The sequence below is a fragment of the Collinsella aerofaciens genome, from assembly GCF_028209625.1.
Classification (GTDB): Bacteria; Actinomycetota; Coriobacteriia; order Coriobacteriales; family Coriobacteriaceae; genus Collinsella; species Collinsella aerofaciens_AM.
The window spans coordinates 53201-66201 of sequence record NZ_JAQLDU010000002.1 but is presented as its reverse complement, the minus strand read 5'-3'; the positions used below and the strand labels follow the sequence as shown (position 1 = coordinate 66201).

The window sequence follows — 13001 nt, the reverse complement described above, 5'->3', positions numbered from 1 at the left end:
CGTTTTCTAAGTTGCGGTGGAATAGGGATTGATTGGCGGCTAATAAGCCAAAAACAGTCCCTATTCCACCGCAAGAGGTAAAGGTGCCCCTAGTGGATGGGCTGGTAGCGGGGGCAGTAGCTGATGGCGATGGCATCGACGCCTACGTGGGTGGCGATGGTGCAGCCGATGGGGCCAGTGCCGGCGTCTACGTAGTCCTGGCCCGCGAGCGCCTCGTTGACAAGTTCCTGCTCCTCGGCGGCGCCGGTCGTGAGCACGCGCACGCTGGAGCCCGGATGCTCGGCCAAAAATGCGAGGCAATCGGTCATGGTGTTGGCAACGATGCGCTTGGCGCCGCGGCCCTTTTTGACGGCCTTGATCTCGCCCGATTTCCACTCCGGCGAAACGGCCAGGCGAATGTTGAGCATCTGCGTCAACTGGCCGGCGAGCTTGGGCGCGCGGCCGTTCTTAACGAGGTTCTCGAGCGTGCGCGGAATCAGCAACAGGTGGGCGTCGGGCAGGGTCGCGCGGATCTGCGCCTCGGTCTCGTCCAGGCTGCGGCCGTCCTCGCGCATGGCCAGCGCGTACTCCACCAGCAGGCCCTCGGCGCCCGAGCCGGTGCGCGAATCGATGCAGCGCACGTCGAGCTCGTGGGTTTCGGCCGTCAGGCATGCGTTGGCATAGCAGGCGGACCACTCGCTGCATAGCGAGATAAAGATCGCGCTATCGTGGCCGTCGGCGCGTACGCGGTCGAAGAGTGCCTTGAACTCGCCGGCGCTCGGCTGCGAGGTGTGCGGCAGCTGCTCGGAGCCGGCCATGCGGGCGACGTACTCCTCGGCGGTAATCTGCACCTGGTCGAGCAGGTCCTCGCCCTCGATAATCACATGCAGCGGAATCACGTAAATGCCGAGCTCTTGGGCGCGGGCGGGGGAGATGTCCGACGTGGAGTCGGTTATGATGGCAAAAGACATAATTGCACCTTTCGTTGGGGCGCGGCAGCGCCGCCTTCTGAAAGCAAAGTGCGACAAGTATAGTGGAGTTGCTCTACATTGCTAGGTTCAATTGTTGAATAGTCAACAGTTTGAAGCGGTGGTGTGGAAATCATCAACTGGGGAAGAAGGGTGCCGATGGCGGCATTGCAACTTTGCGAGCGGCCGGTTGTGCTGTTCGATTTTGACGGCACGGTGGCCGATACGGGTCGGGCAGTGATGACCTCGACGCGCAAGACGCTGGCTGCGCGCGGGTTTTCGGAGACGCAGATGGGTGATCTGCGCCGCATGATCGGGCCGCCCCTGTGGAAGAGCTTTCACGACTTTTACGGCTTTTCCCGCGAGGAGTCGCTTGTGGTGGCCGACGAGTACCGCGCCTTTTTTGATGAGCTGGGACCGGAGGAGTACCCCGTGTTCGATGGGATTCCCGAGCTGCTGGATGAGTTGGCCGCCCGGGGCAAGCGTATGGCCGTGGCGACGTCACGCATGGAGGCCAAATGCATCGACATGGTGCATGAGCTTGGTCTTTCTCAGTTCGAAGCCGTGGTTGGCATGAATCCGCCGCAGGGGCGCGAGACCAAGGCCGATTCGGTTCGCGATGCCCTGGCGGCGCTCGGCGCGACGGCGGACGATGCCGTGATGATCGGCGATCGCTTTAACGACGTCGAGGGTGCGCACGCGATGGGCGTGCCGTGCATCGGCATCTATTCGGGCGCGGCGGCGCCGGGTGAGCATGAGGCGGCGGGTGCCGATGCAGTGGTGCACTCGGTGGCCGAGCTTGCTAAACTTTTCTCTATCTAATGACGTAATGTGAGGGGCGAGCGCGCTCGCCGCTCATTGGTAAGGAGGCAGTCTATGAATCAGGTGGAGCAGAGCGTCGCTGAGTATGTCGACGAGGTCTGGGAAGATGTCGTCGCCGATATCGAGCAGCTGGTGAGCTATCCGTCTGTGGCCGTTGCTGCCGATGCGGAGCCCGGTGCGCCGTTTGGCCGCCCGGTTCGTGATGCGCTCGATTGCGCGCTCGGCATTGCGCAAAAGCTCGGCTACCAGACGAGCGATGACGAGGGCTTTGTGGGCATCGCCGATATTCCGGGTCGCGGCGATAAGCAGCTCGCGACTATCTGCCATGTGGACGTGGTGCCTGCCGGCCCCGGCTGGAATACCGACCCATTTGCGATGGAGCGTCGCGAGGGCTGGCTACTCGGCCGCGGCGTGATCGACGACAAGGGCCCGGCGGTGCTGTCGCTCTACGCTGGCGCTTATCTGCTCAAACACGGCATTGTGCCGCGCTATACCTTCCGCGCGCTGCTGGGCTGCGATGAGGAAGTGGGCATGTCCGACGTTCACCATTATCTGGAGAACCACGCAGACCCCGACTTTCTGTTTACGCCCGATGCCGAGTTCCCGGTCTGCAATGCCGAGAAGGGCCAGTTTGGGGCGACATTTGTGAGCTCCAAGATCGACGGCGGCCGTATTGTGTCCTGGAGCGGTGCCGAGGCGAGCAACGCCATTCCGTCGCAGTCTATCTGCGAGCTTGCGATTGACGCCGATGAGCTGCCGGCACCGGTCGAGAACGCCGACCGCCTGGAGATCACAGCGCTCGACAACGGACATGCCCAGATTTTCGCCCACGGCATTGGCGGTCATGCCTCGATGCCCGAGGGAACGATCAATGCCGTCGGCCTCATCGTGGCGTATCTGCGCGAGGCCGAGGATGCGTTTGGCGCCCGTGACGAGCGCCTGTTGACGCCTGCGGAGCACGAGTTTGTCAAGTTTTTGGCTTTTGTGCATGCGGACGCCTATGGCCGCGGCTTGGGCATCGATGCGACGAGCCCCGCGTTTGGCCCGCTCACCAGCAATCCCGGCGTCATCCGTGTGGTGGATGGCCACATCGAGCAGGTCATCGACGTGCGCTTCCCCGACAGCACGAGTGCCGATACCATCCGCGAGCAGCTCGATCCGCTCGTGGGCCGTTTTGGCGTGACGTGCCGTGTGGGTCGTGCGAAGGTGCCGTTCTCGGTCTCTGCCGACGATCCGGCCGTGAAGGCGCTTATTGATACCTATAACGAGTTTACGGGCAAGCATGCTGAGCCCTTTGCCATGGGCGGCGGCACGTACGCACGCAACTTTGCCCGCGCCGTCTCGTTTGGCCCCGAGGAGACCGGCCTGGAGCTGCCCGCATGGGGCGGCCAGATGCACGGCCCCAATGAGTGCGCCAACGAGGAACAGCTCAAGCAGGCGCTCAAGATCTACATCGTGGCAATCTTACGTTTGAACGAGCTTGAGCTTTAAGGCTGCGGCGTTTTAACAACTTAGCACCCCTTTCGTCCGGGCTTTTTAAGTTGCGGTGGAATAGTTCCTAGAATGGGCCATTTGATGGCCAAGCAGGAACTATTTCACCGCAACTTTGTTTTTATTGGTGTAAAAGGCGGGTCATGCTTGGTGGCGGGTTTGTTATTCGTTTGTAAAGCCGAGCCGCGCTTGCGGTAAGGGTCTATCAGATGCCCGTAAAAAACCGCAGTTGGCGCGGGCGCTGCCCGGTCGGGGCCGTATCTTTCCAAACAGCAAAGCGGGCAGGGTGCCCGCGAGTCGCATGTATGAAAGGAAGATCATGCTCGATCAGGCTTATTCTCGTCGTCAGTTCCTCGGCCTCGCTGGTGGTCTTGCCAGCATCGTCGGTCTCGGTCTCGTTGGTTGCGGCGGCTCCAACGCCGCCAACACCGCTGCTGAGGGCAGCGCCGCTGCTGCCGAGTCCGTCTCGGGCGAGGTGACCTACGACGGCGCTTCCTCGTTCCAGGCTCTCGTCGAGACTGCTGCCGAGAAGTTCATGGATGCCAACCCGGACGTCTCCGTCTCTGGCTCGGGTAACGGTTCGGGCAAGGGCCTGACCGCTGTCGCCGCCGGCACCGTCACTATCGGTAACTCCGACGTCTTCGCCGAGACCAAGCTCGAGGCCGACCAGGTCAAGAACCTCGTCGACCACGAGGTCGCCGTCGTGGGCATGGGCCCCGTCGTCTCCAAGAACGTCAAGGTCGACGACCTGTCCCTCGAGCAGCTCAAGGGTATCTTCTCCGGCCAGATCACCAACTGGAAGGAGGTCGGCGGCGACGACGCCAAGATCGTCGTTCTCAACCGCAAGGCCGGCTCCGGCACCCGCGCCACCTTCGAGGCCGCCGTCTTTGGCGACGAGGCCGTCGACTTTAAGGGCGACGCCGAGCTCGACAAGTCCGGCGATGTCCAGACTCAGATGGGCAGCACCGACAATGCCATCTCCTACCTCGACTTCTCGCACTTCGACGACTCCAAGTTCAACGCCATCAAGGTCGAGGGCGTGGAGCCCAAGAGCGCAAACGTCACCGACGACTCCTTCAAGATCTGGGCGACCGAGCACATGTACTGCTCCAAGGACGCCGACGAGGCCACCAAGGCCTTCCTGGAGTTCATGCTTTCCGACGACGTCCAGGGCAAGCTCGTCGAGGAGCAGGGCTTTATCCCCGTCTCTGCTATGAAGGTCGTCAAGGACGCCAGCGGCAAGGTCTCCGCTAAATAAGTAATCGCCCCGGAAAGGTTTGCAATGGCAAAACAGCTGCCAAAGCGCGACCTTGAGAACGTGGGCCTGGGCGTCACGGGCGCGTGCGTAGCGCTCGTGACGCTTGTCGTTGCCGCGCTCATCTTTATGGTCGCCCAAAAGGGCCTCTCGGCTTTTCTCAAGGACGGCGTTTCGGTCGTCGAGTTCTTCACCGGCACCAAGTGGGACCTGGCCAACACAGCCGAAAACGGCCTGCCCTACACCGGCGCCCTGCCCCTGATCGTCACCTCGTTTGCGGTCATGGTGCTCTCCACGCTCATCGCGCTGCCCATCGCCATCGGCTCTGCCATCTTTGCGGTCGAGATCCAGCCTAAGTTTGGCTCCAAGGTCTTTCAGCCGCTTATTGAGCTTTTGACCGGCATTCCCTCGGTCGTCTTTGGCCTGATCGGTTTTCACGTGGTCGTCGGCCTTATGAAGAGCGTTTTCCATGTGAGCACGGGTCTGGGTATCTTGCCCGGCGCTATCGTGCTGGCAGTCATGATTCTGCCGACGATGACCACGCTTTCGGTCGATGGCCTGCGCGCCGTGCCCGATAGCTACCGCCAGGGTTCGCTCGCGCTGGGCTACACCCGCTGGCAGACCATCTGGCACGTGGTGCTCAAGTCCGCCATGCCCTCGCTCATGACCGCAGTCATCCTTGGCATGACCCGCGCCTTTGGCGAGACGCTCGCCGTGCGCATGGTCATTGGCGGCATCGAGGCCATGCCGACGTCGCTGCTGTCGCCGGCGTCTACCATCACCACCACGCTCACCACGTCCATGGCGGTCTATGCCGAGGGCTCGGCGCAGGACGACGTCCTGTGGGCGCTCGGTCTGCTGCTGATGGGCATGAGCCTCATCTTTATCCTGATCATCCATCTCATTGGCCGCAAGGGGGCGAAGGCTCGTGGCTAGCACGCGCATCCACATCGACGAGGCGAGACTCGGGCTTGTCCAAAAGCAGGACCGCATCGCCACGGGCGTGCTGACGGCGATTGTCGCCATCGTCATGCTTATCGTCGTCTCCATGGTGGCCTACATCCTGTTCGAGGGTATCTCGACGCTGTTCCAGCCGGGCTTTCTCACGCAGCCCGCACGCGCCAACGGAGCGCAGGGCGGCGTGCTCTACCAGCTGTTCGACTCGTTCTATCTGCTGCTGATCACCCTGATCATCTCGGTGCCCATCAGCCTGGGCGGCGCGGTCTTTTTGGTTGAGTACGCGCCCGATGGGCCTATTCGCGACATCGCCTCGACCGCCATCGAGACGCTGTCCTCGCTGCCCTCCATTGTCGTAGGCATGTTCGGCTTTCTGGTGTTCTCGGTGCAGCTGGGCTGGAAGTACTCCATCATCTCCGGCGCCGTCGCGCTCACCATGTTCAACATCCCCATCCTGGTGCGCGTGATTCAGCAGGCGCTCGAGGACGTGCCGCAGGCCCAGCGCGATGCATGCCTGGCCATGGGCCTCACTCGCTGGGAGGCCACACTGCACATCCTGATTCCCGAGGCCATGCCCGCCATCGTGACCGGCATCGTGCTTTCGGCCGGCCGCGTGTTTGGCGAGGCCGCGGCGCTGCTCTTTACCTCGGGCATGAGCTCGCCGGTTCGCCTGAACTTCTTGAGCTTTAACCTGTCGAGCCCCACCTGCGCCTGGAACGTGTTCCGTCCCGGCGAGTCGCTGGCCGTGCACATCTACAAGATCTATGGCGAGGGCAGCCCCGAGGCCCAGCAGATCGTCTGGGGCACTGCGGCACTGCTGATGATTTGCGTGCTGCTGTTTAACGTAGTCGCCCGTATCGTGGGCAAGCAACTGGCAAGGAGGATGACGGCCGAATGAGCGAGACGAATGCGACGCCCGCAACCGAGGCGGCATCGTCCGACACCCAGGACTTTTTGTCGAGCGTGGGGGAGAGCGAGAAACGTGTTCGCGTGAGCGGCAAGGCCGTGAGCGACGAGGTCGTGCTCTCCACCAAGGACGTCAACGTGTACTATGGCGACCACCATGCGCTGCACAATACGTCGCTCGACTTCCACAAGGGTGAGATCACGGCGCTCATCGGGCCTTCGGGCTGCGGCAAGTCGACCTTCTTGCGCAGCCTCAACCTGATGAATCGCGAGATTCGCGGCTGCCGCGTGGAGGGCGAGATCAGCTACCGCGGACGCAACGTGAACACCAAGACCGAGAATACCTACGAGCTGCGCCGGTCCATTGGCATGGTGTTTCAGCAGCCCAACCCCTTCCGCAAGTCCATTCGAGACAACATCACGTTTGCGCCCAAGCGCCACGGCATCACCGACCGCGACGAGCTCGATCGCATGGTCGAGGAAAGCCTGCGCGGTGCGGCCCTGTGGGACGAGGTCAAGGACAAGCTCGACAAGAGCGCCTACGCGCTTTCGGGCGGTCAGCAGCAGCGTTTGTGCATCGCGCGCACGCTGGCACTCAACCCCGACGTAATCCTGTTTGACGAGCCCTGCTCGGCGCTCGACCCCATCTCGACGCTGGCGATCGAGGACCTCATGTCGTCGATCGTGGCCGACCGCGCCATCGTCATCGTGACGCACAACATGGAGCAGGCGTCGCGCGTGTCCAACCGCACGGCGTTTTTCTACATGGGCGATATGGTCGAGTACGACGAGACCGACGAGATTTTCCAACGGCCCAAGGATAAGCGGCTGAATGATTACCTCACCGGCATGTTCTCCTAGTCCGGGACATGCTTGAGGCCCGCGGCGGCCACGGTTGCCGCGGGACTGATTGGAGAGGCGGGTCATCTCTTTTACGAGATGGCCCGCCTTTTTGCGTTGTTCACGTCCTTCGACCTGCCAAAAAGGGACAGGTTTATTTTGGCAGGTTAACGTTTTACCATGGAGCGTGCTCGGAGCGCCCTGACGTTTGCCCAGATAAAACCTGCCAAAATAAACCTGTCCCTTTTTGGTAGGTTTTGGGGTGGGGCTCGCTGCTATCATGGACAACGTTGAATTTCTACGAAGGAGCAGGGCATATGGCGATTCTTTTGGGATGCGATTCCGTCAGCCTAGAGTTTCCCACCAAGCATATTTTTAATAGCGTAACGCTCGGCGTGGGCGAGGGCGACCGTATTGGTATTGTCGGCAAAAACGGCGACGGCAAGTCGACGCTGCTGAGTGTACTCGCCGGCACGCTGGAGCCCGACGACGGCCGCGTGACGCATCGCCGCGGCACCACGATCGGCCTGCTCGGCCAAAAGGACAACCTGGTCGATACCGACACCGTGCATCATGCTGTCGTCGGTGACACGCCTGAGTACGAGTGGGCCTCGAGCCCGCGTACACGTCAGATCCTCGCTGGCCTTATTAGCGATGTGCCCTGGGAGGGCATGGTGGGCGAGCTTTCGGGCGGCCAGCGCCGTCGTGTGGACCTCGCGCGCCTGCTGATCGGTGACTACGACGTGCTCATGCTCGACGAGCCCACCAACCACCTGGACATGCGTACCATCAACTGGCTTGCACGCCATCTTAAGGCTCGCTGGCAGCGCGGCCAGGGCGCCATGCTCGTGGTCACGCACGATCGCTGGTTCTTGGACGAGGTCTGCACTAGCATGTGGGAGGTCCACGACGGCCAGGTCGACCCCTTCGAGGGCGGTTACTCCGCATATATCCTTCAGCGCGTGGAGCGCGACCGCATGGCCGCGGTTACCGAGGAGCGCCGTCGCAACATGGCGCGCAAGGAGCTTGCATGGCTGAGCCGTGGCGCCCAGGCCCGTTCCACTAAGCCCAAGTTTCGCGTGGAAGCCGCCCGCGAGCTGATCGCCGACGTGCCGCCCGTGCGCGACGAGCTGGAGCTCAAGCGCCTCGCCGTGAGTCGCCTGGGCAAACAGGTCATCGACGTGATCGACGTGGACGCCGGCTATGCCGATACCGACGGCGCGCCCAAGCAGGTGCTCTCCGATGTGACCTGGCTTATCGGCGCGGGCGACCGCTATGGTCTGCTGGGTGAGAACGGCGCCGGCAAGTCGACCTTGCTCGACGTGATTCAGGGCAAGATCGCGCCCCTGCGCGGCCGCGTGAAGATCGGCCAGACGGTGCGCTTTGGCGTGCTGTCGCAGCAGCTCGAGGAGCTCGAGCCCTACATGGGTGACACGATCCGCGAGGTTCTGAGCAACTATAAGAAGTATTATGTCATCGACGGCAAGGAGACCTCGCCCGAGAAGCTCTGCGAGCGCCTGGGCTTTACGACGCAGCAGCTCTGGAGCCGCATCGGCGATCTTTCGGGCGGCCAGCGCCGTCGCCTGTCGCTGCTGCTGACGATCCTGGACGAGCCCAACGTGCTTATCCTGGACGAGCCCGGCAACGACTTGGATACCGACATGCTGGCGATTGTCGAGGACCTGCTCGACGGCTGGCCGGGCACGCTGATCCTGGTGACGCACGACCGCTTCTTGATGGAGCGCGTGACCGACCAGCAGTGGGCGCTGCTTGACGGTCATCTGACGCATATGCCCGGCGGCGTCGACCAGTACCTGCGCCTGTGCAACGCTACTGCCGAGGGCGAGCCCGTGGGCGCGCCGAGCGCCAAGACCGGCACGTTCGACACCGGCGCCGCAGCGGTTGCAGCCGAAAAGCCCAAGTCGAGCGGCCAGCCCAACGGACTTTCCAATGCCGAGCGCCAGAAGCTCCGCCGCGAGGTGAGCTCGCTCGAGCGCAAGATGGAGACGCAGCGCGCCCGCGTGGAGGAGGCCGAGGCCGCCATGGCCCAGGTCGATCCCAGCAACTACACGGCGCTGGGCGAACAGCAGGCAAAGATCGACGAGGCCCATGCCGCCATGGACGAGCTGGAGATGGCGTGGCTCGAGGCGAGCGAAAAGCTCGAGGGCGAGGAGTAGGCGAGGATGATCAAGGCCGCGTTTTTCGATATCGACGGCACGTTGCTGAGCTTTAAGACCCATCGGATTCCGGCGTCGGCGCAGCAGGTGCTCGACAGCTTTCATGAGCAGGGGATTGCGTGCGTGATCGCCACGGGTCGCCCGACCTATCAGATGCCCGATTGGCTGTTCGATCTTGGTTGGGATGCGTACATCACGCTTTCGGGTCAGCACTGTTTTGATGCCAAGGGCGTTTACCGCAGCTGCCCGATCGATTCGGACGACGTCGCGGCGATTGTGGACCAGGTGGCGCAGGGGCGCTATGACTCGCTGTGTATGCAGGGCGAGAACTCGTTTGTGAACCGCCTGTCCGAGCGCGTGGTGACGGCCGGCAGCAACGCGGGGATTGTCTACCACGAGGAACCGTTTGAGCATGCCTTCGATGCGCCGGTCTACCAGTTCTGCGCCTTTGTGGACCCTGCCGACGAACATATCGTGACCGACGCGGTGTCGCATTCTCTCACTACGCGCTGGTGTGATTTGTTCTGCGACATTATCCCTGCCAACGGCGGTAAGGACCTGGGTGTCGCGGCGACGCTGGAACGCCTGGGTGTCGACGCGAGCGAGGCGATTGCCTTTGGCGACGGCGAGAACGACCTGTCGATGTTCTCGGCCGTGGGCACAAGTGTGGCCATGGGCAACGCGCAGGAGACCGTGAAAGCTGCAGCGACCTATGTGACGACCGCCGTGGATGACGACGGCATCTACAACGCCGCCAAGCACTTTGGGCTGATGTAACTGCGGGCCGGCACCCGGCGCCTGGGGACACTCCTTGCGGGGCGTCCCCATTTTGTTTTCGTCCCGCACGTTTTGTGAAACACAGCTAACTTTTAGGCAAAGTAGTAAGACATGGGCAACTTTTGCGGTAAAGTAAATCAAGCAAAAGTATCCAAAGGCTAACTAGAAGCCATCGCGAAAGGCGGCCCATGGCCCTGCGTGAATCCGGAGAAGACTATCTCGAATCGATCTACGTTCTATCGGAACGTCAGGGCATCGTGCGCTCGATCGACGTTGCCGAATACTTGGGCGTAACCAAAGCAAGCGTCTCTAAAGCCATGGCGGCCTTGGAGAGCACCGGCTACGTGGAGATGGGCAAACGCGACGTGCATCTGACGGAACGCGGTCTTGAGGTTGCCCGTCAAATGTGGGAGCGCCACTGCTTTTTCGTGGGGCTGCTGGAGGATGCGGGTGTTTCGGCTGAGGTCGCGTCGCAAGAGGGCTGCCACATGGAGCACTGCCTGAGCGAGGAAAGCTTTGAGAAGCTAAGGGCAATGCTGGGCCGGGACGGCACATCGGCCCCAACAATGACCGACTAACGTTCCCCCAGTAGCGCGCCGTTCGCGCAAAGCGCGAACCAGCGACCGGGACAGGAGGCCCTACCAACCAAGTCTAACTCAGCCAAGGAACCCCGCCAGCAAGCGATGCCCAAGAACCACCAGCAACGTCATCGCAGGCCGGGACCGGGCTTGGTTTTGAAAACATTCCGCAGACCAGAAGTGCCCCCGTTCGTAGCTCCGAAGGAGCAGAACGGGGGCACTTCATTAGTCGAGGACGTTTTCAAAACCAAGCCCGGTCCCGGCCGGAGGGACCACAGGCGCTACAGGTTCTTGACACCCATCGCGCGCATGGCGTTCAGGATGGCGATGATCGCCACGCCCACGTCGCCAAAGACGGCAAGCCACATATTGGCGATGCCCAGCGCTGCCAGCACAAGGATCAGCAGCTTAACGCCCAGCGCAAAGATGATGTTCTGCCAAACAATCGACATGGTCTTGCGTGCTACGCGGATCGCACGGGAGATGTTGGACGGTTTGTCATCCATGAGCACCACGTCGGCGGCCTCAATCGCAGCGTCGGATCCCATGGCGCCCATGGCAATGCCCACATCGGCGCGCGTAAGCACGGGCGCATCATTGATGCCGTCGCCCACAAAAGCGAGCTTGCCCTTGCCGCTTTCGGCCGCGAGCAGCGCTTCAACACGCTCGACTTTGTCGCCTGGCAGCAGCTGCGCGTGGAACTCGTCGAGACCCAACTGTTCGGCTACGGACGCAGCCACTTCCTCGCGGTCACCCGTGAGCATGACGGTGCGCTTGACGCCGGCGGCGTGCAGGTCGCGGATCGTCTGCTCGGCATCGGCCTTAACGGTGTCTGCAATCACGATGTGGCCGGCATACGCACCGTCCACGAGCACGTGGAGGATGGTACCGACGACCTCACAGTCCGGCGCTTCAACGCCGGCTGCGGCGAGCATCTTGGCGTTGCCGACGACGACGTGCTTGCCATCGATGGTCGCTGTCACGCCATGGCCCGCGTCGTTGGCGGAGTCGCTCACGCGCTTGGGGTCGACCTCGCCCTGGTAGGCGACACGCACGGACTGCGCGATGGGGTGATCGGAGAACGACTCCGCAAGGGCTGCGACCTCGAGCAACGACTGCTCGGTATAGCCAGCCTCGGGGTGCACCGCGACCACCGAGAACGTGCCGTTGGTGAGGGTGCCCGTCTTGTCAAAGACGACGGTGTCCACATCGGCGAGCGTCTCGAGGTAGTTAGAACCCTTGATGAGAACGCCCAGCTTGGAGGCACCGCCGATGCCGCCAAAGAAACTGAGCGGCACGCTGATCACCAACGCGCACGGGCAGCTGACGACCAGGAAGGTCAGGCCGCGCAGGATCCAGTCGGACCAGGCGCCGGTGACCAAGCCGCCGCCGAGCACGAGCACCGCGGCAGCGCCGGTGACGGCGGGCGTGTAGACGCGGGCGAAGCGCGTGATGAAGTTCTCGGTGCGTGCTTTCTTTTCGCTGGCATTCTCCACGAGCTCCAGAACGCGCGCGACGGTGGACTCGCCAAAGGGCTTGGTGGTGCGCACGTGGATGAGCCCCGTCATGTTGATGCAGCCGCTGATGATGTCGTCGCCGGACTTGGCGGGGCGGGGAACTGACTCGCCCGTGAGTGCGGCGGTGTCGAGCTGGGTTTCGCCCTCGACGATTACGCCGTCAATGGGCACGCGCTCGCCGGGCTTGACCACGATCACGGTGCCGACGGCGATGTCATCGGGAAAGACCTGTTCGAGTGTGCCGTCGGCTTGCTCGACGTTAGCGTAGTCGGGCGCGATGTCCATCATGGCACTGATCGACTTGCGGCTCTTGCCCACGGCATATGCCTGGAACAACTCGCCGACCTGGTAGAACAGCATGACGGCGGCGCCTTCGGCCATGTGCGGGTCGGTATCGGGGAAGAGCACCATGGCAAACGCGCCGATGGTCGCGACTGCCATAAGGAAACTCTCGTCGAAGGCCTTGCCGCGGCGGATGTTATTGAATGCCTTTTGCAGTACGTCGTAGCCGGCAATCAAAAACGGCACGAGGAACAGCGCGAAGCTGGCGTAGATGTTGCCGGGCTCCCCAAATGCGATAGTGAGGGCGCCGAGCTCGTCGAGGGCATAAACAACGGCAAAAATGCCCAGTGCTACCAGGATGCGGTTGCGCTTGTGCTCAAGGGACTCTTTCTTCTTGCGCTTCTTCTTTTTCTTTTTGGGATCGGCGGCTGCCATGATTCAAACCTCCCATT

Annotated in this window: 11 protein-coding genes; 9 read left to right on the top strand and 2 right to left on the bottom strand. The window is 62.2% G+C overall.

The genetic code is table 11. The annotated features are described in order from the left end of the window. Positions 1-89: 89 nt before the first annotated feature. Positions 90-950, bottom strand: coding sequence for a DegV family protein (locus PMW70_RS01610; RefSeq protein WP_118206530.1), 861 nt, complete (start codon positions 948-950; stop codon positions 90-92). A 156-nt stretch (positions 951-1106) separates the two neighbouring features. Between PMW70_RS01610 and PMW70_RS01605 the strand changes: the two genes are divergently transcribed. The 9 genes from PMW70_RS01605 to PMW70_RS01565 all read left to right on the top strand — a co-directional run bounded on the left by PMW70_RS01605 (position 1107) and on the right by PMW70_RS01565 (position 10750). Continuing rightward, entirely contained in the window at positions 1107-1769 is a 663-nt protein-coding gene (locus PMW70_RS01605) for an HAD hydrolase-like protein (protein WP_089572099.1), read from the top strand. A gap of 54 nt (positions 1770-1823) precedes the next feature. Then, positions 1824-3260: a M20 family metallopeptidase gene (locus tag PMW70_RS01600; RefSeq protein WP_161194519.1), complete on the top strand. Its 1437-nt coding sequence runs from the start codon at positions 1824-1826 to the stop codon at positions 3258-3260. A 319-nt stretch (positions 3261-3579) separates the two neighbouring features. Further along, complete coding sequence (locus PMW70_RS01595) at positions 3580-4518, top strand: phosphate ABC transporter substrate-binding protein (RefSeq protein ID WP_161194520.1); 939 nt, start codon at positions 3580-3582, stop codon at positions 4516-4518. Positions 4519-4542: 24 nt separating this feature from the next. Then, the gene (gene pstC / locus PMW70_RS01590; RefSeq protein ID WP_117735919.1) at positions 4543-5451 is read left to right on the top strand and encodes a phosphate ABC transporter permease subunit PstC; all 909 of its coding nucleotides are present in this window, start codon (positions 4543-4545) and stop codon (positions 5449-5451) included. Beyond that, complete coding sequence (gene pstA / locus PMW70_RS01585) at positions 5444-6370, top strand: phosphate ABC transporter permease PstA (RefSeq protein ID WP_271743690.1); 927 nt, start codon at positions 5444-5446, stop codon at positions 6368-6370. Before pstC ends, pstA begins: the two co-directional genes overlap by 8 nt. Then, positions 6367-7239, top strand: coding sequence for a phosphate ABC transporter ATP-binding protein PstB (gene pstB / locus PMW70_RS01580; protein ID WP_192934525.1), 873 nt, complete (start codon positions 6367-6369; stop codon positions 7237-7239). Before pstA ends, pstB begins: the two co-directional genes overlap by 4 nt. A gap of 296 nt (positions 7240-7535) precedes the next feature. Further along, positions 7536-9395 carry an ABC-F family ATP-binding cassette domain-containing protein gene (locus tag PMW70_RS01575; RefSeq protein ID WP_271743689.1) on the top strand — a complete coding sequence of 620 codons (1860 nt, stop codon included), beginning with the start codon at positions 7536-7538 and terminating at the stop codon, positions 9393-9395. A 6-nt stretch (positions 9396-9401) separates the two neighbouring features. Next, positions 9402-10172, top strand: coding sequence for a Cof-type HAD-IIB family hydrolase (locus PMW70_RS01570; RefSeq protein WP_089572086.1), 771 nt, complete (start codon positions 9402-9404; stop codon positions 10170-10172). Positions 10173-10360: 188 nt separating this feature from the next. Then, positions 10361-10750 (top strand): metal-dependent transcriptional regulator, encoded by a 390-nt coding sequence (locus tag PMW70_RS01565; RefSeq protein ID WP_271743688.1) that lies wholly within the window; start codon positions 10361-10363, stop codon positions 10748-10750. Positions 10751-11031: 281 nt separating this feature from the next. On the opposite strand, the gene PMW70_RS01560 is transcribed toward PMW70_RS01565, so the two are convergent. Further along, entirely contained in the window at positions 11032-12984 is a 1953-nt protein-coding gene (locus PMW70_RS01560) for a heavy metal translocating P-type ATPase (protein ID WP_271743687.1), read from the bottom strand. Positions 12985-13001 lie beyond the last annotated feature (17 nt).